This window comes from Paenibacillus radicis (ex Gao et al. 2016) (assembly GCF_014641555.1).
In the GTDB taxonomy this organism is placed as follows: domain Bacteria; phylum Bacillota; class Bacilli; order Paenibacillales; family Paenibacillaceae; genus Pristimantibacillus; species Pristimantibacillus radicis.
In genome coordinates this window covers 147,850-172,968 of record NZ_BMHY01000002.1, presented here as the reverse complement: position 1 = coordinate 172,968, position 25,119 = coordinate 147,850, and the positions used below count along the sequence as shown (strand labels likewise).

At 50.2% G+C, this 25,119-nt stretch carries 22 protein-coding genes; 6 read left to right on the top strand and 16 right to left on the bottom strand.

The features are described from left to right. Positions 1 to 366: 366 nt before the first annotated feature. The 3 genes from IEX98_RS06395 to IEX98_RS06385 all read right to left on the bottom strand — a co-directional run bounded on the left by IEX98_RS06395 (position 367) and on the right by IEX98_RS06385 (position 4,199). Complete coding sequence (locus IEX98_RS06395) at positions 367 to 885, bottom strand: shikimate kinase (RefSeq protein WP_374705329.1); 519 nt, start codon at positions 883 to 885, stop codon at positions 367 to 369. Positions 886 to 1,056: 171 nt separating this feature from the next. Continuing rightward, on the bottom strand, positions 1,057 to 2,100 hold the full coding sequence (locus IEX98_RS06390; RefSeq protein WP_188888116.1) for a TlpA family protein disulfide reductase: 1,044 nt from the start codon (positions 2,098 to 2,100) through the stop codon (positions 1,057 to 1,059). Positions 2,101 to 2,195: 95 nt separating this feature from the next. After that, complete coding sequence (locus IEX98_RS06385; protein WP_188888115.1) at positions 2,196 to 4,199, bottom strand: sensor domain-containing protein; 2,004 nt, start codon at positions 4,197 to 4,199, stop codon at positions 2,196 to 2,198. A gap of 266 nt (positions 4,200 to 4,465) precedes the next feature. On the opposite strand from IEX98_RS06385, the gene IEX98_RS06380 reads away from it, so the two are divergent. Then, on the top strand, positions 4,466 to 5,047 hold the full coding sequence (locus IEX98_RS06380) for an LOG family protein (protein ID WP_188888114.1): 582 nt from the start codon (positions 4,466 to 4,468) through the stop codon (positions 5,045 to 5,047). Positions 5,048 to 5,202: 155 nt separating this feature from the next. Here IEX98_RS06380 and IEX98_RS06375 read toward each other — a convergent pair whose 3' ends face one another. Next, on the bottom strand, positions 5,203 to 6,660 hold the full coding sequence (locus IEX98_RS06375) for a TIM barrel protein (protein WP_188888113.1): 1,458 nt from the start codon (positions 6,658 to 6,660) through the stop codon (positions 5,203 to 5,205). A gap of 181 nt (positions 6,661 to 6,841) precedes the next feature. On the opposite strand from IEX98_RS06375, the gene IEX98_RS06370 reads away from it, so the two are divergent. Beyond that, positions 6,842 to 7,600 carry a DeoR/GlpR family DNA-binding transcription regulator gene (locus IEX98_RS06370; RefSeq protein ID WP_188888112.1) on the top strand — a complete coding sequence of 253 codons (759 nt, stop codon included), beginning with the start codon at positions 6,842 to 6,844 and terminating at the stop codon, positions 7,598 to 7,600. A 56-nt stretch (positions 7,601 to 7,656) separates the two neighbouring features. Here IEX98_RS06370 and ssuD read toward each other — a convergent pair whose 3' ends face one another. The 5 genes from ssuD to IEX98_RS06345 form a co-directional block, all read right to left on the bottom strand. Then, the gene (gene ssuD, locus IEX98_RS06365; RefSeq protein WP_188888111.1) at positions 7,657 to 8,781 is read right to left on the bottom strand and encodes an FMNH2-dependent alkanesulfonate monooxygenase; all 1,125 of its coding nucleotides are present in this window, start codon (positions 8,779 to 8,781) and stop codon (positions 7,657 to 7,659) included. 13 nt (positions 8,782 to 8,794) lie between these two features. Then, the gene (locus tag IEX98_RS06360) at positions 8,795 to 9,736 is read right to left on the bottom strand and encodes an ABC transporter ATP-binding protein (protein WP_229692009.1); all 942 of its coding nucleotides are present in this window, start codon (positions 9,734 to 9,736) and stop codon (positions 8,795 to 8,797) included. Positions 9,737 to 9,757: 21 nt separating this feature from the next. Next, the gene (locus tag IEX98_RS06355) at positions 9,758 to 10,840 is read right to left on the bottom strand and encodes a taurine ABC transporter substrate-binding protein (protein ID WP_229692008.1); all 1,083 of its coding nucleotides are present in this window, start codon (positions 10,838 to 10,840) and stop codon (positions 9,758 to 9,760) included. A 28-nt stretch (positions 10,841 to 10,868) separates the two neighbouring features. After that, on the bottom strand, positions 10,869 to 11,585 hold the full coding sequence (locus IEX98_RS06350; RefSeq protein ID WP_229692007.1) for an ABC transporter permease subunit: 717 nt from the start codon (positions 11,583 to 11,585) through the stop codon (positions 10,869 to 10,871). Between the two features lie 261 nt (positions 11,586 to 11,846). Further along, a complete protein-coding gene (locus tag IEX98_RS06345) occupies positions 11,847 to 12,431 on the bottom strand; it encodes a TetR/AcrR family transcriptional regulator (protein WP_188888109.1) in 585 nt (194 codons plus the stop codon). Positions 12,432 to 12,772: 341 nt separating this feature from the next. On the opposite strand from IEX98_RS06345, the gene IEX98_RS06340 reads away from it, so the two are divergent. Next, entirely contained in the window at positions 12,773 to 12,973 is a 201-nt protein-coding gene (locus IEX98_RS06340) for a hypothetical protein (protein WP_188888108.1), read from the top strand. A 72-nt stretch (positions 12,974 to 13,045) separates the two neighbouring features. Here IEX98_RS06340 and IEX98_RS06335 read toward each other — a convergent pair whose 3' ends face one another. After that, positions 13,046 to 13,528: a DinB family protein gene (locus IEX98_RS06335; RefSeq protein ID WP_188888107.1), complete on the bottom strand. Its 483-nt coding sequence runs from the start codon at positions 13,526 to 13,528 to the stop codon at positions 13,046 to 13,048. A 178-nt stretch (positions 13,529 to 13,706) separates the two neighbouring features. Here IEX98_RS06335 and IEX98_RS06330 point away from each other — a divergent pair, with 178 nt between their 5' ends. Further along, complete coding sequence (locus IEX98_RS06330) at positions 13,707 to 14,942, top strand: RNA polymerase sigma factor (protein WP_188888106.1); 1,236 nt, start codon at positions 13,707 to 13,709, stop codon at positions 14,940 to 14,942. Between the two features lie 325 nt (positions 14,943 to 15,267). Here the strand turns inward: IEX98_RS06330 and IEX98_RS06325 are convergent, their stop codons facing one another. Continuing rightward, entirely contained in the window at positions 15,268 to 16,011 is a 744-nt protein-coding gene (locus IEX98_RS06325) for a phytanoyl-CoA dioxygenase family protein (RefSeq protein WP_188888105.1), read from the bottom strand. Between the two features lie 148 nt (positions 16,012 to 16,159). Here IEX98_RS06325 and IEX98_RS06320 point away from each other — a divergent pair, with 148 nt between their 5' ends. Further along, positions 16,160 to 16,975: an AraC family transcriptional regulator gene (locus tag IEX98_RS06320; RefSeq protein WP_188888104.1), complete on the top strand. Its 816-nt coding sequence runs from the start codon at positions 16,160 to 16,162 to the stop codon at positions 16,973 to 16,975. 99 nt (positions 16,976 to 17,074) lie between these two features. On the opposite strand, the gene IEX98_RS06315 is transcribed toward IEX98_RS06320, so the two are convergent. From IEX98_RS06315 to IEX98_RS06295, 5 genes are all read right to left on the bottom strand, one after another. After that, complete coding sequence (locus tag IEX98_RS06315) at positions 17,075 to 17,989, bottom strand: carbohydrate ABC transporter permease (RefSeq protein WP_188888103.1); 915 nt, start codon at positions 17,987 to 17,989, stop codon at positions 17,075 to 17,077. Positions 17,990 to 18,001: 12 nt separating this feature from the next. Next, positions 18,002 to 18,922, bottom strand: coding sequence for an ABC transporter permease (locus IEX98_RS06310; RefSeq protein ID WP_188888102.1), 921 nt, complete (start codon positions 18,920 to 18,922; stop codon positions 18,002 to 18,004). Between the two features lie 141 nt (positions 18,923 to 19,063). Next, positions 19,064 to 20,743, bottom strand: coding sequence for an ABC transporter substrate-binding protein (locus IEX98_RS06305; RefSeq protein WP_188888101.1), 1,680 nt, complete (start codon positions 20,741 to 20,743; stop codon positions 19,064 to 19,066). A 99-nt stretch (positions 20,744 to 20,842) separates the two neighbouring features. Continuing rightward, the gene (locus tag IEX98_RS06300) at positions 20,843 to 22,594 is read right to left on the bottom strand and encodes a sensor histidine kinase (RefSeq protein ID WP_188888100.1); all 1,752 of its coding nucleotides are present in this window, start codon (positions 22,592 to 22,594) and stop codon (positions 20,843 to 20,845) included. After that, entirely contained in the window at positions 22,591 to 23,670 is a 1,080-nt protein-coding gene (locus IEX98_RS06295) for a response regulator transcription factor (protein WP_188888099.1), read from the bottom strand. Before IEX98_RS06295 ends, IEX98_RS06300 begins: the two co-directional genes overlap by 4 nt. Positions 23,671 to 24,014: 344 nt before the next feature. Between IEX98_RS06295 and IEX98_RS06290 the strand changes: the two genes are divergently transcribed. Next, positions 24,015 to 25,103, top strand: coding sequence for a fatty acid desaturase family protein (locus tag IEX98_RS06290; protein ID WP_229692006.1), 1,089 nt, complete (start codon positions 24,015 to 24,017; stop codon positions 25,101 to 25,103). Positions 25,104 to 25,119 lie beyond the last annotated feature (16 nt).

The following is a 25,119-nucleotide window of genomic DNA, read 5'->3' as shown; positions in this document are numbered from 1 at the left end:
CGAGCCAAACTCAATGTTACTTTTCAAGAAGCAGCATCAAAGTTAATTCTTGCGTATGCCCAAAGCGACAACGATACAAGGCAGAAGCATAGTGTGTGTATGAAGGGCAATTACGCCTGAAGAGGAACAGTTGTGCAGCAGATTGTTCTAAGAGATTGGATCCCCTACGTGTAACCGAGCAACGAACGCCGGAAGGGGCTTGCTGCGAAAGATGCCGTGGATTGGCTGGTTTATACGATGCATTAGCATTAGACTGCTCATTTAAGCAATAGAGTGCAACCGGCATACTAGTGCAAGAGTCGAGCTAGGCAACAAAAAAAAGATTCGCTAGTGAAACCTAGCGAACCCCAAACTTCCTCCACATACTTATAGCTGGAAGTGTTCTTTAATCCTTCTAGCTACTTCTTCAGGAGCGATTTCCGTATTGTTAATACGAAGATAATGCTCCTTCTGGATCTCTCCTTCATGGGAGTTTAGCCGGTGTTTCTCCATCGTACTAATCAGGTCATGCTCAGACTTCTCCACATTGCGTTTGGTGGGCTTATGCTCCAGTCGGTGCGGGCTTTTGTTGCGCTCCAGTCTTTCCTGCAAATCAGCCTCCAGCTCTACGTAATAAACGGTGCCGCCCTGTGATTCAAAAATTTCGCTGACATGCCGAATATATTCCCAATCTCCGGGCAGATCAAATCCCCACACGTAGGTGAAAATCAATCCTGCCAAGTCACTCTTCGCTACCTCCTGAAATATTTCCTCGCGGAATAATCCGACCAGTCGTTTACCTTGCGGACTTCCATAGTTGAAGTAGGGGCTGACCAGTTCAATCGTCATATGGTTGTGGAACAGCTTCAAGTCTGTAATTTGCTCAAGCTGCTGTCCTACCGTCATTTTACCGACGGCCTGCGGTCCAAACACGATTACCAGTTTCACGATATCCCCTCCTGCTTAGTTTCGAAAGTCTTCATCATCTGCATGTTTTATCCAATATTACTAGATTTACTATAAAAATCAAGACAAAAAGAGGGGCGACATGCCCCTCCATTCACCTTACCGATTCAACTATTCCAGCACGTCCTTCAAACGCCGCTCCATTCCCGCAAAATCAACTGCTCCCAGCATACGATCGCGGATAATGCCTTCACTGTCGATAATAAAAGTTGTAGGGTAGCTGCGTACGCGATACTGCGACATCACGGCCCCCTTTTCATCCAGCACAATTGGAAATGTCAGGCCGCGAGCTTCAACGAAAGACGATACGTTGCTGCCGCTCTTCTCGGTAGACGTCATATTGACGGATAAAACCACGACATCCTGCTCCCGATAGCTGGCATACAGCTTCTCCATATGCGGCATTTCTACTTTACAGGGCGGGCACCAGGAAGCCCAGAAGTTTACGAATACCGTTTTCCCGCGGTAGTCTGAGAGGCTAATCTCACTGCCATCCAACGAAGCCAGCTTAAAATCAGGCGCCTGTTGCCCCTTGCTCAGTCCAACTTCCGCTAAACCTGCCCCAGCCTGGAGCTCTGCAGAGGCACTACCGTAATTGACCAGCAAAATAGCCGCAAGTACGGCCGCTGCCAATACATTGTTTGCCGCAAGCCTTCTCCATTCGATCACTCTTGCAGATCTGATTTGTATCACAAACAAGAAAGCCGACACCACAGTCGACAACGCATATTTCCACACTTCCGCAGACGTATCAGCCAGCAGACATTGCGCCAACAGCCATACTGTAATCCAGCCATAGAGCATCGTACTTATCCCTACGACAACCGCTTTGATTCCCGCATTCGTCCGTAAACCCTTATACAGAAGAAAACCGCAAGAGACGAGAGTTGCAAGCCATCCCCCGATAATCCCGCCGCTGAAATATAGGAATGAACGAGGATCTTCAAACACAGTCACAGGATCCACTATAATTAGGCTGGCTTTCCAAACGAATATCCATAGCAACACAGCATTCATGGCATCTGAAACGAAGCTGGCCTCCACCTGGCCTTTTTTCGCTTTTAACGATAACCCCGCTACGCCTGCCAAACCACAAAGAATATAGACGACAATTTCCAAATTCAACACGAAGGTTCCTAGTTGTACCGTGTACACGCCTTTTGCTCACTCCCCTTTCTTCCCCATTCCCATAACAAGGAATAAAGCCGATGAAGCTTCTTGCTATCTAGTCTATCATTTTAAAAGGAGGTTCAGCTATAAATGCGGTACGTATTTTTCCCTTCTAATTTGGCCTGGTAGAGTGCGGTATCCGCTTTTTTCAATAGCGTCTGCAGCTTGTCACCCTCTTGATAGTAGGCGATCCCGATGCTGGATGTCGTGGTAAACGCATGGTCCATCACAAGCCAAGGCTGCTGCAGCGACAAAAGAATTTCTTCGGCAATACCCGCTGCTTCCGAATTGCTCTCCAGTTCAGGAAGGGCAATGACGAATTCATCGCCACCCATCCTTGCTACCCTGTCAATGTCTCTCAAGCATGGCTTCACACGCTGAGCCAACTGTCGAAGCAGTTCGTCCCCTGCATCATGTCCAAAATTGTCGTTGATCTGTTTAAAGCCGTCCAAATCAATATACATGACACCCAGTAACCGCTTGCTGCGCTTGGCTTCCAGCAGCGCTTGCTCCAGCAGCGCGTTAAACAGTCTGCGGTTAGGAAGCTCTGTCAGCGGATCATGATAGCTTAAATGCTCCAGATGCTCCTCGTATTTTTTCCGTTCTGTAATTTCACGGCCGACAAGCATCATGTTGGTAAAACCGCCTTCTTCATCAAACATCGGAGTCCCGATCAATTCCACCCACACGTCATAGCCCAATTGATGCTGCCGATGAATTTCACAAGAAAACGGCCTTTGGGTTATCGCCATATTCATAAATACCTCGCGAAAAGCGTCATCTACCTCTCCATCAGGCTGGTAAAAGACACCTTTGCCAACATACTCGCTTGGATCATAGCCAAGCACCGTTTGGTGGGAGGGCGAAGCGTACGTCACAATACCGTCCAGTTGAACCAACTGGATAAGATCAAGCGAATTATCCGCAAGCATCCGGTACCGTTTCTCACTTTCCTTTAACGCAGCCTCCACTTTGCTTCTTTGTGTAATATCCCGGAACATTGTTAGAATCGCCGGCTGATCATCATGCGTAATCGAGATGCTGTTCGTATCGATAAAGATTGTCTCTCCGTCTCGGCGCGTAACCTCAATTGCCATGTAAGGAAGTACTTTCCCCTCCTTCAGTTCCTGCACCCTTTGCCGAATCATCTCATGATCTTTTTCCGGGATAAAGGAATATAGGCTGACCCCTTCAGGGTTATTTTCTTTCGAATAGTTCATTGCGGAGAGATTGGCATATAAAACCTCACCCTCACGATGGACCATAATTCCTTCGGGAGAAAGCTCGACAAGCTTGCGGTACCGCTCCTCGCTTTCCTTCCATGACCGTTCCAGCTTTTTCTGAACCGAAATATCCTTTGTCATGCCTACAATGCCAATAATTTCGCCCTTCTCGTTGCGAAGCGGAGAGAAGCTTGAACTGACCTCGATGCATGTACCGTCTTTTTTCAGACCAATGGTCTCATAACCCTGACAGCACTCTCCCCTTCTGCCCTGCTCCACTTGCTCCTGATGCCCTTTTGCAAAAGCTTGCGGGATGATAGGCAGCGGCTTGCCTATCATTTCCTCCCGCTTCCAACCGTAGGTCTCCTCAAAAGCTGTATTAATATCCGCCACCTGACCGCCCAAATCCAATATAAACATGGCTGCAGAGGTCGAGTGGAACACCGCCTTCAAGCGCTCCTCCCTTTCTTCCTGTGCAGCCCTTTCCTTAATCGACTCCGTTATATCTTGAATCAGGCAAAAAACGTCGTACATATCGCCTTCTTTAACCAATGGAATTGTCGTAACATGAATATCAAGTTGGGCGCCATTTTTGTGGTAGGCCCTAGCTTCGTATATGGAAGGTGTCCCTTCGGTTAACGTGTCGAGATGACGGCGAACAGTGTCCCGATGCTCTGGAACGACGATATCCATATAATCATTCATCGGAAATTCCGCCCTGGCATACCCGAACATTTCGCTTGCCGCATGATTGACTTCCCTTATCTGACCGTCCTTGGATAAAACCAAGACCGCAAAAGGATTAAACTCTACGATGGATTGATGAAACGACGTGGACGCCTCATGAGGTAACGTACTCATCTATGTAATATTTTCCTCCCCGGAAATTATCTATGTCATATAGATTCCCTGCTAGAAACTGCTTCTTTCAGCTTTTCATTTTACCTTTCTTTTGGCTGAATCGACAGTAGAACTAGTAAAATTCTACAATTTTTCTGGAAGAAAAAGTTTAAAAATGATAAAAAGCAGCCTTTGACCTCGGCATGGCTCACGTGTATTGTATAGTTTGAGGCCCGTCTAGATAGATGGAATGGAATAACAAGCAAGAGAGAATAGGAGCTGGAACAATGAAAAGCATCGCTGTGTTTTGCGGATCGAGAAATGGAGCTTCCGAGGTTTATGTAGAAGGAGCAAAAGCGCTCGGCAAAGAGCTCGCCAAACGGGATATTGCACTCGTGTACGGCGGAGCTAGCGTTGGCGTTATGGGTGCGGTGGCAGATTCCGTTATGGAAGCTGGCGGACGCGTCATCGGTGTCATGCCTGCCTTTCTCGACAAAAGAGAGATTGCCCACAAGTCTCTGTCCGAACTGATTATCGTAGAATCCATGCATGAGAGAAAAGCAAAAATGGCGGAGCTGTCCGACGGATTTATTACGATGCCGGGCGGTCCTGGTACGATGGAAGAGTTTTTTGAAATATTCACTTGGGCGCAATTGGGCCTTCATCAAAAGCCTTGCGGCCTCTTAAATATTAATGGCTACTACAATCCGCTTATTGAGCTGTTCAATCATATGACTGCGGAACAATTCATGGATGAGAAGTATCGCCGAATGACGCTCGTGGATAAGGATCCGGCAGCGCTTTTGGAGCAATTTTACACGTACGAGCCGCCTGCGCTTAAAACATACCTGAACGACCAACAGACTTAGCTGCTGTTTGCACTAAATCGGGCTGAGCATGCATGAGCATGCCCAGCCCGATTTAGTTTGGCGGCTTAGCCCCTAACTTGCTCATATCTCCGCTCTGCTCTGTTCAGTTCGCTGCCCGTAACCAGATTGGCTTGCTTGCAGAATTTGCTCTGTTCTTAGTTCAACCTGCTGAGCGCTTCACTAAGCTTGATTCCGTCTTCCAGGATGAATTGCCGCCAGTAGTCAACCGATTGCTTCATGTTGTCTAGAATAGCCGCGGGAGTATCGCTTGTAGCGGAGAAGATTTCCAGAGTGAAATAGATCGCTTCGCATTTTGGCGGCATCCCCGGTTCTGCGGGATTTTGGTAGGCTTTCTCTAGCGCTCGCAATACAGGCTCTCCGAAAATAATACCATCACGATTGTAAGCCTCCGTAAACGGGCGATGGGAGGAGGACATCCCATTGGTCTGCTGTAGATGCAATATCGGGGAATAACAGCCAAGCTCGGAAAGCCAATGATACGTATCACCATCGAATGCTTGAGCGAATAAATAAGGATAGCGGTTTATTTCATCCGCTATTTGTTCCATAATAGCTGTCCGCTCTTTTCCCGTTGCTTGGATCAGCTCTGCGAACCGCTTATTTGCCGATTGCGGCCCCAGCCATAGAGATGAATCTATGGAAACTCCCCTTAGACGGCAATCCTCCGCCCATGCTTCAATTGTTGCCCCGTCCGGCTGCAAAAATTTACGTTGGCCGCTTTGATGTCCTGTATCCAGCGTCAAATAGAACGGAGCTTCTGCCAATCGGCCGACCTCGCTCAGCAATTTCTTAGCACCTTGAATCGTCCACGGAATTTGATGCGGCGTATACATTTGTTCAACGCCCGGCGTAACAACGCCAAGCTTTTTGCAGGAAGCGGCAATGTCAGCTAAGCGTCTGTAAAGCTCGTTTTCTGCTATCCGATAGGCATCAGGATCTTGGAGCACCGCTTCAGAAAAGGCATGACAGTAGAAACCAAGTCCGGCCCCCAGTTCCGCAGCAAGCTCTGCCATCGGCTCCACCCACCTCCGCTGTATCCGGTCGCGGACCGATTCATCGGGATGAGCCAACCCTAACGTCGCGTACGTTCCGTGCCCGGAATACAGATTGGCAACTTGCACGCCTGTCTTTTTACTTTCCCTCCTGACGTCCTCGGCCCATCGCTTCATGTAGGCTTCCCCCATATACAAAGGATCAATCTCGTTGTCAGCACTAGCCTCGGCGTAATGTACACCCATCGCCTGAAGCGAACCCAACCATTCGGCTGGCCTCGTCCACCGCTTAGAGGCGAAACAATTATCGACTGCCAAATACAGACGAGGGTCCAGCGGCTGCTGCTCATAGCCGCCCAGAATATGGGCAAGTCTATGTTCTTGCTCTTGCCTTTGACAATGTCCTTGTTCTTGCTCTTGCTCTTGCTCTTGCTCTTGCTCTTGCTCTTGCTCTTGCTCTTGCTCTTGCTCTTGTCCTTGCTCCTGTCCCTGACCTGGTCCATGTGACCGTACTTGCCCTTGATCCTCCTGCTCACGCTCCCAATTCCGCCCCTGCTCCATCACCATCGCCGCAAAACTCCCCTCTTGCTTTTCCTTCATTATTGGCTCCTCTTTTGTTTTTGTCTATCATTTTATTTGGTTTTAATCAAATAAACCAAATAAAACAAACATAAAACCAACATTTCAGTTTATATAACCTACTCCTATCGTTGGTTTTCATTGTCTATCTTTTGGCGGCTAGCTATAATGAAGAAAATACCGGTTTATCGAGGTGAGCAAGTTGAGCATTTCTGAACGCAAATTAAAAATACTGCACTTGCTGCAGCAAACCGGCAACGTCCGGGTAACGGAACTAAGTACGCTGCTTGGCGTGACGGATGAGACGATTCGCAAGGATCTCGACTCGCTTAGCGAAAGCGGCAAGCTGCAGCGTACCCATGGCGGGGCACTCCCACTGCCGGAGGTTCCGATGCTGTCGCCTCACTTGGAACGGGAACAAACCCATGCCGAGTTGAAAAAGGAGATCGCGGACATCGCGCTTCGCCAGATTCAGCCCCATGATACGATCGCAATGGATGGAAGCACGACGGTCTCCTACCTGGCCAAAATCATGCCAGACATTCCGCTTACGGTCGTCACCAATTCCATGAAAACAGCATTCGAATTAAGCAGCCGCGAGCACATTCACATCATTTCCGTAGGCGGCGTCTTCCTCAGACAGTCCTATTCCTTCCACGGATCGCTGACCGAGCGAATATTGAAGGAGTATCACGTCCATAAAGCGTTTCTGTCCTGTACCGGTCTGCATTCGGACAGAGGCTTCAGCGACTCCAACGAGGCGCATGCCTCCGTCAAAAAACGTATGATCGAAATCGCCGATGATGTCTATTACTTGCTCGACAGCAGCAAGCTAGGCGTGAAAGACTTGATTCAAATCGCGCCCATACAGAGCCATGTTAACGTGATTACTGACACCTCAGCCGACCCAGCGGTTATGGAACAGCTCGCAGACTCCGGGGTGCGTTGGATAAAAGAATAAAAAAGAGAGCATTTCCGCATACGGGAAATGCTCTTTCTTTTCAACCACGTTAAACATCACTTTGGTGCGATATTTTCTGCTAGAAGCTCACCCATAGCTGTCCATTCATGCGCTTTAGGCGGCTTCGAATAGGTGACAGGCAATCTAGGGAACAGCAGCTCGGCTATGCGGTAAGCTTCCTCCAGATGAGGATAACCGGATAAAATAAAACGGTCGATGCCCAAGGCCGCGTATTCCTTCAGCCGCTCGGCAACGGAATCGGCATCGCCTACCAAGGCTGTGCCTACGCCTCCTCTGACTTGCCCGATACCCGCCCACAGATTTGGGCTAATCTCTAACTGATGCAAATTGTCGCGGACTAACTGCGTCATCCGCCGTTGACCGACGGAATCGAAGCGATCCAAGACGGCATGGGCTTCATTGATATCTTCCTTCGTAACATACTGCACAAGCTTATGTGCTTCCGCCCATGCTTCCTCCGCCGTCTCTCTGACGATAATCTGCACCCGAAGCCCGATTTCAATCTCCCGGTTTTGAGCCTTCGCCAATGCCTTTACATCCGCGATTTTCTCAGCCACCATCTCCGGCGTCTCCGCCCAAGTCAAGTAAGTATCAATATGTTTGGCTGCAACCTGATGACCCGGCGCCGAGGAAGCGCCAATGAACAATGGCGGAGATTTCCGTTCGAACGGAGGATACTGCAGCTTAGCCCCTTCGACTTGAATATGCTTGCCTGTATAGGTGACTTCCTCCCCTTCCATTAGCCGGTGCCATACGGTCAGAAATTCGTCGGTCGCATCATAGCGATCCTTGTGGTCAAGAAAAATCCCGTCCCCCTTCATTTCCAAAGGGTCCCCTCCGGTAACGACATTCACCAGAAGCCGGCCCGAGGATAAACGGTCGAAGGACGCAGCCATACGAGCTGCAATGGTGACCGAAACCCCTGCTGGACGCACCGCTACCAGAAACTTAAGCCGTTCGGTTGCGGGCAGCAGCGCCGATGCGACAACCCAGCCGTCCTCGCAAGCATGTCCCGTCGGCACAAGCATGCCCGTATAGCCTAACCGATCGACGGCTTGAGCGACTTGACGGAAATAATGAAGATCGGTTACTTTCGCACCCTGCGTCGTGCCCAAATATCTTCCGTCTCCCATAGTCGGCAAATACCAAAATATTTCCATCCTGAAATCCCCCTTATAATAACGCGGTCCGCTTATCGGCTCCGCTTCTGCTAACGTTCTCTATTTCACTTCCACTTTCGCTTCCTACAGCAATCTGGGCGATTAGAAACCGGCGCAGCTCCACAAACTCTTTACCTGCCCGTGCATCGCTAAACGACACCTCTCCCTCCGGTACGAATACGGGATTCATGAAATCCTGTACAATACATCCGGGATTCGGGTGCATGATCACAATTCGTCTCCCTAACAAAAGCGCTTCATCCACATCATGAGTGATGAAAAAGATACACTTGCGCGTTTTCTGCCAGATGCTGCGGAGATGCAGCTGCATCGATTCACGAGTTAAAGCATCAAGTGCACTGAAAGGCTCATCCATCAGTACGATGCTGGGATCGGTCGCAAGGGTCCGGGCAATTGCTGCCCTTTGCTTCATGCCGCCTGACAGCTGATGCGGCAGTTGGGAGCCTGCATGACTAAGGCCAACCAGCTCCAAGTAGGCATCTACCCGCCGCTTTCTCTCCTCACGCGGCAGCCGGGCCATTTTCACGCCAAATTCAATGTTCTTGGCAATCGTCAGCCAAGGAAATAAGTTGGCATGCTGGAATACGACGCCAACCTGCGCGTTAGGCTCGATATGCTCGGTGCCGCCGATCCATACGCTGCCTTCTGTCGGCTCCAAATAACCGGCAATAATGTTCAGCAATGATGATTTTCCGCAGCCGGAAGGACCCAGTACACAGACAAAGTCATCGGAAGCCAGATCCAAGTCAATTCCCTTCAGCGCATGAACAGGCGAACGCCGCTGATTATACGTCAGACTGATACCATCCAGCTTAATTCCCTCTGCCCCCTCTGCCCCCTCTGTCTCCGTCGTCACGCTTGAGCGATCCACAGAAGGAGCGGATGTCCACGCCCCACGAGGCGGCATGGAAGCCGATGTTCCTTCGACAGTCATAGCCAAACCCCCTTATGCCTATCAGAATTTGTCGTACAGGTCATTGCGGATTGCTTTTTGGAATACAGTAACGTCCGGTGCTTCTTTAATTGATTTTTGCTCCACGAGGAAGTCGGCCGTCGCCTTCAGCAAAGCGGCAAACTGCCCCGGCTGGTCAGGCGTCCCCATATATTTGGCATCCTTCTGCTGGGCGGCGTCCAGTACCGTAATTTCATTCATCGCCTTCAGCGTTTCTTCCGGCGTCAAACCGAGCTCCTTGGACAACGCTTCGGAAGCCTCTTGAGGATGGTCGCGGTAATATTTCGTTCCTTCATCCAATACTTCAATGTAGCTGATGACAGCGTCCGGATATTTCGTAATAAAGTCGTTATGTACGACACCGAACTCCCCCGTCAATGCGCCTTTCTCAGCAATTTCCTTGGAGGTGATGACAATCTTGCCCTTCTGGGCAAGCAGTTTAGACTGTACCGGCTGCCAGGTAAAAGCACCGTCGATATCTCCTCTTTGCCAAGCAGCCAGAAGATCGGGCGCTTGCATGTCGATGATTTTGAGCGTGGAAGGATCGATATTTTCTTGTTTCAGAGCGGACAAGAAACTGAAATGGGATGTAGAGCCGAATGTCGTCGCAATCGTCTTGCCTTTCAAATCCGCAAGCGACTGGATCGCGGAATTTTCTTGAACGACCAGCGCCTCGCTCTCTCCTATTACGTCATGGATATAATAGATTTGATAAGGAAGGCCCTGAGCAACACCGGATGCGCCTGGCGGTGTTCCCACTAGTCCGAAATCGATGCTCCCGCTCGCAATCGCGGTGTTCACGTCACGACCGGACTCGAACTTCAACCATGAGATTTTTACACCAGGAAATTTTTTCTCTGCCAAGCCAAGCGCCTTCGCTGTCAACTCTCCGTTCGGCGACACCTGATAGCCGATGCGAATCTCTTTCGGCAGACTTGCAGAGTCTCCGCCGCCTGCAGGCGTTGCTGTCTCTTTGCCTGCACTTCCTCCATTTCCTCCGCAAGCGGCCAATACCATTAAAAGCCCGGCAAGGGTTAACATCAGCAGACTTCTGCTCGTATTAAAAAATAAGTTCTTAATTGTCATGAATTAGCCTCCTTAATAATTATGCTCCTTAACTTTCAACCCATGGAGATACCCGCTTGATCAACAAGCGGAGCGCCGTATCGATTAGAATGGCGATGACTCCCATAATAATGATGGCTGCATAAATGATGTCGCTTCTTAAGTATTTGCTGGCATCCAGCACCATCCATCCGACCCCAGACACGGCAGCAATCATTTCTGCCGCAACCAGTGTTGCATAAGTGATGCCTACAGTTGTGCGCAAGCCGGTCAACAGATCGGGCAAACAGGATGGAAAAATGACGTAAACATACAAGCGCCATCCCTTCGCGCCTAGCGATTTTGCTCCGTTAAATCGGTCGACCGGTACTCTGCGGCTGCTGTGTACAGCGGCAATAAACAAGGGTGCGAATCCGCTAAGGAACAGCAGCACGATTTTCGACGTATCCTGAATGCCGAACCAGAGAACGAGCAGCGAGTAATACGCCAGCGGCGGCAAAGGCCGATAAAACTCGACGAACGGGTCGAAGATGGCTTGAATCCACCTGATTCTTCCGCAAATAATGCCAAGCGGAACGGCGGTAACGAAGATGAATGCCAACGCGATAAAAATTCGCCGCAAGCTGGCGGCAATGTGTGCGGGCAAGGAGGAACCTTTGTAGCCTTCCTTGGCGATATCTGCGAACGCATACCATACGTCAGCCGGTGTAGGAAGGAACAGCGGATTGACCCATGCGTTGCGGCTTGCGATCCACCATAACGTCAAGACAGCTCCGACAGATACGGCCGATATGCCTAGATAAAACGCATTGCCTCTTGTTTTTTTTCGTTTACGGGGTTTTCGTTGTGCGCCTACAGGCATCCCGGCACCTCGCTTTTTTTAAATATAACTATATAAATAGAAATAGTAGGTTTTATTGTCGAAAAATCGAGCTGCCTATGCAGCCCGGTATTTCCTAACCTACGATTTCATCCAATTCTCCCGTTGTCGGGTCGTGCATCTCCAGCGAGGACAGGCTTATTATGCCTAAACCTGTACCGCGCCGTTGCTTGGGCTTCCTTCGGATCGGACATCCCGGTTTTTAACCATATCCAGCAAGTAGGACAATACATCCTTACGCAGTCCGTCCTCAAGCGGAGCGAACCCGAACAGTTCACAATAGAACAGTCCGTCAGCAGCAAGGCGAGCGACTGTCGCTTCCACCGGGTCCTTGCACTCGGCGGCCATCCGGCTTTGCCATTCGACATAGCGCTGACGCATCGGCTCGAGCAGAACCGGATTGCTTGAAGCAGCTGCCAGTATGCCGAAGCTCATCTCCAGATCCTCTTTATTAATTTCAAAGGTCTGGATCAGGTAGGCTTGCGCCCATTGATTGTTGAGCTTCGTATTACGCGAGGCTTCCTCTTCTGTGCTGGAATCAAATCGGTTCAGAAAATCATCCAATGCAGCTTGAACCAAAGCTTCCTTCGTCGGGAAATGATAGAGCAGGCCACCCTTGCTAACACCCGCCTCCTTCGCGACGGCGTCGAGCGTAAGCTGGGATGCTCCTCTTTCTCTGACGAGCTTGCAAGCAACTTGCAAGATGGCAGAGCGTTTCGATTGTTGTGCCACTATTTCACCCCCAATATTTACTATACAGTCCAGACGGTACAGCGTCAACGAAAAATACTAACTATTCTTAGTAGATAAGTGGGTATTAATATTTCCTTTCCTATACGACTTTCTCTAGCTATTAACGTCAATTAAGTTAACTGCTAGGGAGACACATGAATTTTATATGGGAGGGCTTTAGGATGAGCAAGATCCTTTTGACACAATCCTGCTTCTTTACATAGTCGTAGGCTCAGCTTGCAGCAGCAAGGTACAATTCCCTTTACCGAGGAAGCAAAGAGGATACTGCATTATGTCCATCTATCGTGCTTGACGAGGGAGGGCGTTGTTATAGGGTTTCAATGAATCAATACGACACGATGACATGGTTTCAAGATACTGCAGACGACAAAAAGTGGAGTTCCGACTGGGCAAGCGACGTCGATCCGTTTCTTCTCTACTTAAACAAGGGCAGTGAGCAAGTGAAAGTAATCTTTTACAAACAGCGGGATGATGACTTTACAGGAGTGTTGTTAAGGTATAGAAGTGCTGCATGGAAATGAGGTTGGATATGAATTTTGGAAGTCACTTGGATTTAGAGAAAGAAGTATCTATATGAGGCTTGGCCCGACTCATTAAACCCGAGGCTTAATGAGTCCTTTGCCAATAAAGTTGGCCGAGACCGGCGGCTTGCCGATTTCCCTGGCCCACACCGACAATTGGCCGATATGATGAATTTCGTGCGCAATAATGTGGCGCATCACTTCTCCCCAGCTGTAAATATCCGCATCACCCTCAGCATTGCCGCTATAATGCGGCCGGGTCTCCATGCTCTCCTCCCATTCCTTCACGAAAGGCTCGACTTCCGCTCGAAAGCGCCGATCCAATTCTTTTACTCGCTCCAGCGTTTGATACTGCTCGTAATCCTCCAGCTCATCAGGTTTTCCCTGCAATTGCTGAATCCAGCTCCACTCTACGTCCGCAATGTGGAAAAACGTCTTCAATAGACTCCCCGTACCGCCTGTCCGCTGACGAATTAACTCCTCATGAGGAAGCTCCTCACACCATTGATACCACTGGTCCCTGACCATCCAGTTATAGCGAAACCACGCTTCCACGCCGATCCCTCCGCTTCATAATCTTTGCCGTTCATCTCTATAGAACATGATATCATCTAATTAACTATGTTTTGTAAAATTTGGAGGATCAGCGGTGGCGAAAAGTTTTTTAATGCCTTTGTGGCTTTTTCCCCCTCCCCGGTGTCTATAAATATGCAAGATCAAGAGGAGGTCAACGATGTCAGGCGCTTATGACAACCGCCCTGTTTATCCGGATGAACAGAGCACCATTGAAAAGTTCGAACAATGCTATGAACAGTATCGCAGCCGAATCCGCAGCTACATTTCGCTCAAAACAAATGCTGCAGCAGCGGATGACTTGACGCAGCAGGTTTTTCTCAAAGCCATCGAAAACCTGCATTCATTCAAAGAAAACGCCAGTTTCTTTACCTGGATTTTTAAAATTGCCGAAAATACGGTGAAAAATGAATATCGGAGCTTAGCCCGAAAAAAAGAAATGCCTTACGATTTTACAAGTTATGAATCGCAATCGGTCTCCCTTGATTTTGCCAAGTATGTCGAGATCCGCATCGATATTGGCTCGGCGTTAAACAAGCTGAAGGAATTGGACCAGCAAATTATTTCGTTGCGTTTTTTCCTCGATTGCACGTTGTCCGAAATCGCCAATATCGTCGGCATGCGGGAAAGCGCGGTAAAAAACAGGCTTTATCGCTCATTAGAAAAGCTACGCACAGAACTTAAAGAATGGGGTGACATTGCTGTTATGTCAATTCTAGACATGATATCAATCGTAAATAAAAATGAAGCCGCCGGATCGAAAGATCCTTTTGAAAAGGTCCACCAGGATCTATTCCGTACACTGAAGGAAAATGTGGAACGGATCGCATCCAAGTACAAGCACCGTCCTTCATGCAAAACCATTATCGAAATTTATCCCGATCTTCCGACCTTCCACCAAGCTGTCGGAGAAGCCGACGCACCGAATTGGTTCATGGGCACGTACGAGGGCAATCGCTTGAAAATCGTATCTCCTCTGAATCCAGGACCGGAGCATACGTATGAGTCCATTATCAAATCGACCTTGCATCTGTATACGATGTGGCTGATTGAGGACATTAACGCCACAGCACCTAAGTGGGTGCGTCAAGGAATTGGCGGCTATGAAGCGAAGCAAATGACGGAGGAGTTCATCGCGAACACAACAGCAGACGCAGTTCGTCGAGGGGAAATTCCGGAATTCCTTGAATTCAATAACGATACGTGGGATTTCGAGACGATGAAGGGCTTCCAATACTCGTATCTGATCGTAGAGTTCATTACGGAAAGCTACGGGTTGGATACGCTGAATCAGGTCATCCGCAATCCCCATGAATTCAACGGCATCTTCAAGCGTTCCGAATCCGAGCTGCGTGAGCAATGGATCTCCTATATGAAAACGAAATTCAATATTTAATATAATGGGGCTGCAGTCCAAGCGAAATTTGCTTGGGCGGCGGCCCCTACTTTTTTGAGTGTGATGGTGTTTGGCCAACTGCTGTGCGGTGCGTTAACGAAGCGGCTTCGCTAAATAACGTAGCTTTTTTCGCAGGAGAGGCAGAATTCTGAGCAATTTCACCCGTATGACGCGTATAACGCATCTTTTTTCTCTATTGGGAAATCCATTTACACTATAGAGAAAAAAGGTGCGTTACGTGGCCTTATGGAGAGAAAATCGCACGTATTAGCTAGAATTATGGAATTTTGCTTCGCAATATTGTGAAGTTGGTTCGCTATGACTTTTAATACAGCGGGAACTTCTGGCGCAGATCTTCACGGTGAAGCACGTTGGAGTCCTCGCGAATGTAGTGGCAGACGTAGGAGCGGCGCCAGCGGTCCTTGCTCCGGTTCTTTTTGGAGGAGTGGATGAGCAGCTCGCTAAAGAACAAAATATCGCCCTTCTCCATCTCGACCGGAATTTGGCGGCTCGTATCGACTCCTTCGGTCTCCTCGGTCCAATGCTCATGCTCCTCGATATCCTTCACCGCGCCGTGCGGCAGCAGGCCCAGCTTATGCGTTCCCGGCATGACCCATAGACAGCCAGTTTCGATATCAATGGAATCCTCCATAGCTGTCCAAGCAGCGATCATCGTCATCGGATCATTTTTAATGTAGTAGTAATCCTGATGGGAAGCCTGCCCCGGCGAGCCCGGCTCCTTGTAGAAGTACATGCTTTGCACACATACTGCTTCTTTTCCCATCAACTGGGCAAGCGCACCTCGTACGATTGTGTTCTTCATCAGCTGGCGAGAGAAGCTGTCATGCTTATGCGGATTAAAGAGACGCAGGGAATATTTCTTCGCTTCATCGCAAGCTGCCCATTCCGGAATCGGATTCTGATTGCGAATATCGTAGATGTGTCCATTAAAGGCATCGATTAAATCGCTGGACATCCCCTTCTTAAACAGGAAATAACCATTTTCCTTAAAAAACTCAATTTGTTCTTCGGTAAGGGGAGTCGTCGGACTAACGTAAGTGTTATTCATTCAGTATTCTCCTTTACTAAGAAATGATCTATAATGATTTCAGAATACGTTAACGAATCCGCTTACACAATGGCTGCAACAAGCAAATATGTATCTAAAATTGATATCCCTACAAATAAATTCATTCCAGTGATTGGAGGCTTCCGCCTTGTCCAACTCCCTTGCCTCTCTAACCATCAACACAATTGAACATGCTACCGCGGGCTCTATCGTTTACCCGCCCGGCGGCCGTCTCGGCCCCCGCATTCAGCAGGATATTCAGCTCGTTATGCTCTATACCGGCGAGATGAATGTAACGATCGACGGCCGGCTGCTGCCAGTTGCGCCCGGCCATGTCATCCTGCTAAAGCCGGGTTGTGAGGAGACATTCGTCTTCTCCAAAACCGAACCTTCCTGGCATCGGTGGATTGCCGTTCATTTGAACGACATGACCGAGGAAATCCGGGAAGAGCTGGAGCAGCTGCCCGAGTGCCTGCCCTTAACGGAGGAGATGAACCGATTGCTGGATCTGATGCTGAACGTCCAGCGCTTCGCCTCCTTCGAGGATCAGGCCGTCATTAGTCTCGGGCTGGCCGCACTCCACCTCTACCCTACCGAATCCAGAAGGGCGCTGCTCCGGCAAGAGAAGCATCCTGCTATTTATTCAGTTCTGACCTACATCCATGAACGTTACATGGACGACCTGTCGCTGGCTGATCTGGCAGATCGTGCTGGGCTATCCCCCGAGCATCTCCTGCGGTTGTTCAAGCGTCACGAATCAGCGACGCCAATTGCTTACCTATGGAATTACCGGGTGTCCAAGGCCGTCGAGCTGTTGACCAGTACGGGCCTCAACGTAACGGAAATTGCACAGCGATGCGGCTTCAAGACTTCGCATCATTTTGCCCGGATGATCAAGCAGACGACAGGCCGCACCGCTTCGGAGATTCGCCGGCTTTCCTGGAGCGGCATGCGCAAAGCTTAACCAGCCAAGCGACGACTGTCTCCCCCCATCCTAATGCAGCGCCTGATACAAAGAAACACCTCGTGTGAGGTGTTTCTTTGTATCAGCTTCTAGCCCACTCTATTCTTTCACTCCGCCAAGGGTCATGCCCTTGACGAAATATTTTTGCAGGAACGGGTAGACCATGATGATGGGCAAGCTTGCGATGATGGTCATCGTGGCACGGATCGAAGCCGGGGTCACTTGGTTCATCGCCTGACCTCCTGTATTGCTGAACACATCGCCCACCGTCTTCTGTGTCATGGACCCGCCGGAGCTTTGCAATATTTTCATCAGCTCGTACTGAAGCGTACTGAGATTAATATTCGAAGAGTTGTACAGAAACACATCAAACCAGGAGTTCCATTGCCATACCGCTACGAATAGCGATACCGTTGCCAGCACGGGCGTGCAAAGCGGCAGCACGATGCGCATAAACGTCGTAAAGTCGCCGGCCCCGTCGATTTTGGCGGATTCGATAATGCCTTCCGGAATGCCTTCGATAAACGACCGAATGATAATGACATTAAAAGCACTAATGATGCCGGGAATAATGTAAACCCAGAAGTTGTTGAGCAGATGAAGCTCCTTGTAGAGCAAGTAAGTCGGGATCAAGCCCCCGTTGAAATACATCGTCAGAATGAACGCCAGCGCAACCCATTTGCGCAGCACATACTCCTGCCGGCTCACCGTATAGGCAACCATAGCGGAGCAAAATACAGCAACGACAGTGCCGATCGTGGTACGCAAAAAAGAGATGAGCATCGAATGAAAAATCGCGGCTTCGCGAAGCGTGTATTCGTAGTTGTACCAAGTGAAAATGCGGGGCATCAGGAAAATGCCGCCCTTGGAGGCGTCCATCGCATCATTGAGCGAGACCGCCAGCATATTCAGAAACGGATAAAGCGTAACAGCCGCAAGAAACAGCATAAAGACGATGTTGCAAAAATCAAAAATACGATCGCTTGCCGAACGGCGACGAGCTAATGCTTTCATGTTGGCAGCCTCCTAGAACAATCTCGGTTGACCCAGTCTCTTGGCAATATGATTGGCGCCGAACAACAGGATGATGCTGATGACGGTCTTGAACACACCGGCGGCCGTCGCTAACGAGAAGTTGCCCATCGCGATGCCGTATTTCAGCACGAACAGATCCAGGTTATCGGAATATTCGGCGGTTAAGCCGTTGCCAAGCAGATATTGCGGCTCGAAGCCGGATTCCAGAATGTTGCCGAGATTCAAAATAAGCAAAATAACGATAACGGACTTCAATCCCGGAAGCGTCACGTACAAAATCCGCTGCAATCGGTTCGCGCCATCAATCTCCGCAGCTTCGTATTGCGCCGGATCGATCGTCGTAATCGCCGTCAAATAAATGATCGTGTTCCAGCCGAGATTTTTCCACACCTCGGAAATGCCGAGAATGCCCCAAAAGTATTTGCCTTCCGCCAGCCACAAAATCGGCTCTTGAATGATGCCGAGCTTCATCAGCACCAGATTGACGATACCGGAGCTTTCCGTCGACAGCGCTGTAACGATAATACTGGAAGCGACCACCCAGGATATAAAATGGGGCAAGTAGCTGATTGTCTGAACGGTACGTTTGAAAACAACGCTGCGCAGCTCATTGAGCAGTATCGCCAGCACGATCGCGGTAACGAAGCCAAGCACCAAGTTAATAAGGCTCATTGCCAGCGTATTGCGCATCACCTGATAAAAGTTTTCGTCTTGAAACAGAAACTTAAAGTTGCGGAAGCCCACCCATTCTTGGTCAAAAGGGCTGGTACCTGGCCGAAACTGCTGGAATGCGATGGACCAGCCCCATACCGGAATATATCGAAAAACGAGCAGCCACAGGACGAATGGCACCGACATCAGCAGGAGCGTCTTCTGTTCCGCGAGCTTGCCTAACCATGACTTTCTTGCCATCGCTCTCTCTTCCTCTCAGCCCATGCGCGGAAGGACGGGCAGTCTTGCCCGCTTACTTACGGCTTTCCAGCCCTCTAGCTTGCTGCGCTGCAAGATCTGCCCGTCCCTCTGCCCTTGGATCGTCGTTATCGTTCTTCTCTTCTATCTCTTCTTGCCAGCCAGCCGATCCTGCACGACGCTGTTCGCCCAGTCCTCATAGGCTTTGACGTCCAGCTTATTGAAATCAGCGACGTAATCGCCCCACATCGCGTCAAACTTATCCGGTGCGGCCAGGATCAGCTTCGGAAACCATTTGCGCTGCAAGTCCATTTTTTTCTGCTCAAACAACTGCTCCTTGGAGCCCTGCTGCTTGTTCGCCGACCAGACCGGATACCATTTCCGCTCGTCCGGCGGACTATATACGTCCGTAAATACCTTCAAGCCGTAAGCCTCCAGAATACGCTTGTCGCCCTCTGTATAGCTTTTCTCTACCACTTCCGGCTGGCGGTCAGGGAAATACGCATTGCCATCCTCGAACAGACCCGCTCCCATCGGCCAGTAATAGCTGAAGTAGCTGAAGCCATACGATTGCTGGAACTCCGGATTTTGAATTTGTGCAATTTGTTCTTCCGTACGATAGAAGCGGCCCTTGTCGTCCACCTCATAGGTTTTGCCCTGTTCTCCCCAGAACAACAGCTTCTGATTTTCCTCTTTAACCATGTTGTCGAAATATTGAATAATGCGAGCCGGGTCCTTCGCTCTTGTCGTAATGCCGATACCCCGGTTCGTCACGAACGTCGGCGGGTCCAAATATTGATCCTTAGTCCCTTTCTCGAACACGAGCGGAAAGCCGATAAAATTGCGGTCGTCGTTGCCGGCCTGCACCAGATTTTGCACAGCGGGAACGATCTGCCAGCCATAATCGAAGAAGCCGAGCACCCGCCCGCTGGACAGCTTCGCAATATACTGATCGTATTTGGCGACAAGCGATTCTTTATCCAGAAGTCCTTCGCTGTTCGCTTCGTTCAGCTTCTGCAGCCAGCGCTTCATGAAATCCTTGTCACCGGTTACGGCAGCCTTCTTCGTCTCCATATCGACGAAAACTTCGCCCTCATTCGGGAGACCGTTCAGGTTCGGAGCCGGATTCGTCAGCGTGAAGAAACGCCAGTCGTCGGTAAGCGTCTCGAAGCCGATCGTATCCCCACCGTCGATTTGCGGATACTTTTCCTTGTACTTTTTGATGAGGTCGAAATATTCATCCAGCGTCTGGATTTTCGGATAGCCAAATTCCTTCAGCACGCCTTGCTGAATATAAAAGGCGCCAGGCTGGTACATATCCGGTACGAAGCCGTTGCTTGCGGCAAACGGGATGACGTAAATGTTGCCGTCCTCGGAGGCCATCTGGTCCCAATACGGACCATAAAGCTTTTTCAAATTCGGCGCATACTGGTCAAGCAGATCATTCAGCGGAATGAACGCTTTGGCATCCAGCATCTTATCGATGCCGCTGTCGGGCACGACAACGTCCGGCAGATCACCGCCGGCAATCATAACGCCGAGCTTCGTATTCAGATCGCCCACCAAATACTCCATTTTAAAATTGACGCCGGTTTGGTCCTCCAGCAATTTGCCCAGCACAGTCTCATTCGTATTGGCATCCTTGCCGGCAACCGCGGCATTGAAATACGTGAAGGTGACTGGCGTCTTCTTCTCCCCCGCAGCCGGGTCCGCAGACGCCGACGGAGCAGAAGACTTGCCGCCGCTGTTAGCGCCAGAGCAGCCGGCCAGCAGCAAGACTAAAGAAACGGAAAGCAGAACGTACGATAACTGTGAAATCTTCATATCGATGGATTCTCCTCTTGAAAGGATCGATTTTTGAAAGCCCTTTCATTTTTATCATAATCAATCGCCGAGGGCCGGTCATCTCGTAAACTTTAGCTTTTATTTCGAAAAATTAAGCTGTTGCGGCAGCCGCATTTTGACCGTTGTGCCTGCTCCAGGTGTACTTTCAATGTCCAGACGGGCGGCATCGCCATAAAATAATTGCAGTCTCGCTATCACATTCCGGATACCGACATGTTCCTCAGAATCCTCCTCCAGACTTCTCTCCGACAACACATAGCGAAGCTTGTCCTCCTCCATTCCGATGCCGTTGTCCCGCAGCAGAAAAACAAGCTCCTCTCCCTCTGCTGAAACCTCCAGCTGGATCACGCCCTGCTCATGGATTGCTTCAATGCCGTGGATACTCGCATTCTCAACAAAAGGAACAAAAATCATTTTCGGAATACGGCAGAGCGCCGCGGCTTCCGACACCTCAATGCTGTAGACCAGCTTTTTACCAAACCGATATTGCTGAATTTCGAGAAATGAACCAATCAGATCCGTCTCCTGCCGGACGGTCACCCAATCATTGCCCCAAGCAAGCGACTTGCGGAAGATTTTAGCCATGCTGCTAATAATCCGGGCCGTCTCCTCCTCGCGCTTCATCAGGCTTCGCATCCGCAGCGCCTCCAGCGCATTAAACAGAAAATGCGGATTGATCTGGCTTTGCAAGGCATGAAGCTGCGCCCTTCTCCGCTGCAGCTCCAGATCCTTGGCCTGAATATCCGCGAGATACACATCATCAATCAAACGTTTGATCTGTCCCGTCATTCGGTTGAATTCAACGGTTAATTGGCCAATTTCATCTGTCGATTCCACATGATCGATGGGTTCGAATCGCTGGTTTTTGACCTGCTTCATTTGCTTCAGGATGCGCAGCAGCCGATCATGCAGCGACTTGGCGATCCAGATAATAATGAGCGTCGGAAGCAGCAGATTGACCAGCGCCAAATAAACGACAGCCATTTGCGACTTCTGAATTTCCGCAAGGATTTGATGTTCAGGCATGATGCCGATAATCGACCAGCCCCGCAAATAATCGACTGTGGGGAACGTCTTCGTAAAGACGAGCGCTCCCTCCGGCTTGTCCACCGACGCAAACGGAATCGGCTGCTGCCGCCAATCGTTACTGGATGCCGTTGTAAATTCGATCACGCCTTCCTGATTGACCAAATACAAGTCGCCCTGCAGCGCCCGGTTGTCCATCACCTGCTTGAACGTATCGGGATGAAAATCGATTTTTAATATTTTCGCATAACGGTTGGACGCTTGCATATTCAGCTTGCGTATTAAGCTGTAAGCACCGTCCCCGCTCCCCGTACTGCCGCTCCGGGTATGAACGAACAAAGGGGCATCGCTGCTTGCAGCGGACATGACCGCGTCATACCAAGCCGATTGTTTGACATCAGCGGTGAGCGGACTGATTCCTCCTGCCCCAAGCAGCGTCGGATTGTCTGTGTAGATGGTGAGGTCTTGAATCGATCTGTCCAACGGTGCATACCGGTTAAGGGTTGGACGGATATAGGCATCATAAGCGTCCAAGTACTCGACCCAATCGGGGTATTCCCGCTCCAGCGACTCATTCATCCACCCGTCTGCGTAGACGATGGAGGATACGCCAACTGCCGCATCGATTTTGGCACGAAAAGCGTTCTGAATCCGGTCCAGCTCCAGCGAAATATCCTGCTCCTTTTGCTTGCGGACGCTATGGGTCGTTACCGAATAGAAAAAAAGATTCGTAAACAATACAGGGATAAACACGGCTAAAAAATAAAACAGCAGCAGCTTGTTGCGCAGCCGGATATTATTCATCCATGTGGCCCTCCGCCCGTCTGCTCCAGCAATCGGCTTCTGTATTCAGCCGGCGTCGTCTGCTCGAGCTTCTCGAACTGGGTAATAAAATAGTTGGAGCTGCTGAACCCGGCTTTCTCGGCCACCTCGTAGATTTTCAGCTCCGTCTGGCGCAGCAGCCTCTTGGCCTCCCGGATTCGGACTCCGAGCAGAAACTCGTTGAAATACATGCCGTACGTTTTTCGGAACAGCTGGCCCATATACACCGGGTTCATATAATGCTGCGAGGCCATCCCCTTCAAGCTGATATTTTCTCTAAAATTGGCCTCGATGTAGCTTTTCACTTGATGGATGCTGCCCTGCAGCTTCGCTCTGCGCAGCTCCCCGATCTGCACCGCCCCTTCCAATGCGAAGCCCATCAAACGCTCTTCCAATGTTTCGAAGCCGCCCTTGCCGGCAACGCTCCAGCCGATTAGCTCGTCCAGTCCATGAAGCGCCAAGCTTCCTTCCATATCGCTAATGATTCTTTTCACATTGGCAACTAGCCGACCGACCGTTCGTCCTGCTGCCGCGGCATCCGCTCCCCGGCTCTCCAGCTCCTGAATGAACTGCCTCACCGCACGGCGTACCGCCTCTGGATCGTTCTCCTCCATCCGATCCGTCACCGCAAGCACCAGCGGCAAATCCGCTTCCGGGGACAACCCTCCAGACGGGGAATTTGCCTCCAATTGCCCATGCAGCTTGCTCAGCGCCGCCTTCAGCTCATCCTCGTCAATGGGCTTCAAAATATAGTCCTGCACCTGATAGCGCATCGCCTGCTGAGCATATTTGAAATCCTCGTATCCGCTTAATACGATAAAGGCGATTCGCTCCATACCTGCTTCCCGCACTTTGCCGATCAGCTCCAGACCGGTAACGATCGGCATGCGGATATCCGTTACGACCAGATCGGGCCCGCTTGCCTTCACCTGTTCGAATGCTTCAGCCCCGTTTGCGGCTTCACCAATGATCTCGAAGCCGCACGCCTTCCAATCGATCAGCTGCCGAAGTCCCTGACGCACATACACCTCATCATCCACCAACAATACCTTCAACATAGATCCCATCCTCTCTGGACGCTCTGCACCCCGCATCTGTCACGCCGCTATTGGACACATAAAATTACACAACCGGATAAACCCCAACCGTTTTAAAAGAACCTCCTTCACATGGTGACTCCCATCATTTTAGAAAATATGCGCTATAATGGGCTTTTTTGCCGTTTTTTATAGCTGAATCTTAATTAAACAAGCTTCTCTTATCCTCACTTCGTTCCCCTTCCCTTCGGTCCCCATTCAAACAATATCAATTACAGACAAAAATAGATCAATTCCGCGCATTGTCCCTCCTCTGGCGTTTGTGTAAGCTTCATTTATGAAACGAACTAAAGGAGGAACAACGAGTGCCGACCCAAGACATCCGCAAGCGGGACTACAGCCTGACGGGACCGGAAGGCGAGCGGGCCCAGCAAAGGGGACTCGTCGCCGCACAGTGGTACGCGACCCCGATACCCCGCACCAAAATGAAAGAGCTTATGAAACGAAAAGACGGACCGGCCATACGCGACACGATCATCTGGTTCTGTGCGCTTGCCGCAGCCGGTGTGCTGGCCTACTGGTCATGGGGAAGCTGGTGGGCGGTTCCTGCTTTCGCCTTATACGGCGTGCTGTATGCCTCGCCTGCCGACTCCCGTTGGCATGAATGCGGCCACGGCACTGCATTCAAGACGGCTTGGATGAATGAGGCCGTCTACCAGATTGCATCCTTCATGATTTTAAGACCGGCTACACCATGGAGATGGAGCCATTCCAGACATCATACCGATACCATCATCGTGGGACGCGACCCGGAAATCGTCTCGCCCCGTCCTCCGGTCTGGCATGTCATCGCGATGGAGTTTTTCAAGCTGTACGGCGGCCCGCGTGATGTATGGCGGATGCTGATGCACTGCTTCGGCAAGCTGGATGCTGAAGAAAAGGAATATATTCCGGCCTCCGAGGTTCGCAAGACGTGCTGGGAATCGCGCGTTTATGTCCTGATTTTCCTAATCGTCATTGCAGCCTGCTTCTACTACGGAACGATAAAGCCGGCGATGTTCATCGTGCTTCCTTCCTTCTTCGGAAGCTTTCTCGTCCTGATGACCGGCCTGTCGCAGCATCTGGGACTGTACGAGGATGTGCTGGATCATCGGCTGAATACACGCACGACTTATATGAATCCCATCGTCCGGTTTCTGTACTGGAACATGAATTACCATATCGAGCATCATATGTTTCCGATGGTGCCTTACCATGCGCTTCCTAAGCTTCATGAAGCGATCAAGCATGATTGTCCGGAGCCTTCCCCAAGCTTGTCCGCAGCGCTGAAAGAAGTGTTCACCGCGCTGGTCCGGCAGCGGAAGGACCCGTCCTATACGATTGTGAAACCGCTCCCTGACACGGCAGCTCCCTACGAATATGGGCCGGAAGCAGCCGCGGCTGCCGCAGACTAACCAAAATAAAAAAAGA

Bases quoted from the DNA above. Each gene is read 5' to 3' on its own strand.
- IEX98_RS06395 (WP_374705329.1), bottom strand. From the start codon at position 885: ATGACGGTAGGACAGCAGCTTGAGCAAATTACAGACTTGAAGCTGTTC.
- IEX98_RS06385 (WP_188888115.1), bottom strand. From the start codon at position 4,199: ATGAGTACGTTACCTCATGAGGCGTCCACGTCGTTTCATCAATCCATC.
- IEX98_RS06380 (WP_188888114.1), top strand. From the start codon at position 4,466: ATGAAAAGCATCGCTGTGTTTTGCGGATCGAGAAATGGAGCTTCCGAG.
- IEX98_RS06375 (WP_188888113.1), bottom strand. From the start codon at position 6,660: ATGAAGGAAAAGCAAGAGGGGAGTTTTGCGGCGATGGTGATGGAGCAG.
- ssuD (WP_188888111.1), bottom strand. From the start codon at position 8,781: ATGGAAATATTTTGGTATTTGCCGACTATGGGAGACGGAAGATATTTG.
- IEX98_RS06360 (WP_229692009.1), bottom strand. From the start codon at position 9,736: ATGACTGTCGAAGGAACATCGGCTTCCATGCCGCCTCGTGGGGCGTGG.
- IEX98_RS06355 (WP_229692008.1), bottom strand. From the start codon at position 10,840: ATGACAATTAAGAACTTATTTTTTAATACGAGCAGAAGTCTGCTGATG.
- IEX98_RS06340 (WP_188888108.1), top strand. From the start codon at position 12,773: ATGAATCAATACGACACGATGACATGGTTTCAAGATACTGCAGACGAC.
- IEX98_RS06330 (WP_188888106.1), top strand. From the start codon at position 13,707: ATGTCAGGCGCTTATGACAACCGCCCTGTTTATCCGGATGAACAGAGC.
- IEX98_RS06325 (WP_188888105.1), bottom strand. From the start codon at position 16,011: ATGAATAACACTTACGTTAGTCCGACGACTCCCCTTACCGAAGAACAA.
- IEX98_RS06315 (WP_188888103.1), bottom strand. From the start codon at position 17,989: ATGAAAGCATTAGCTCGTCGCCGTTCGGCAAGCGATCGTATTTTTGAT.
- IEX98_RS06310 (WP_188888102.1), bottom strand. From the start codon at position 18,922: ATGGCAAGAAAGTCATGGTTAGGCAAGCTCGCGGAACAGAAGACGCTC.
- IEX98_RS06305 (WP_188888101.1), bottom strand. From the start codon at position 20,743: ATGAAGATTTCACAGTTATCGTACGTTCTGCTTTCCGTTTCTTTAGTC.
- IEX98_RS06300 (WP_188888100.1), bottom strand. From the start codon at position 22,594: ATGAATAATATCCGGCTGCGCAACAAGCTGCTGCTGTTTTATTTTTTA.
- IEX98_RS06295 (WP_188888099.1), bottom strand. From the start codon at position 23,670: ATGTTGAAGGTATTGTTGGTGGATGATGAGGTGTATGTGCGTCAGGGA.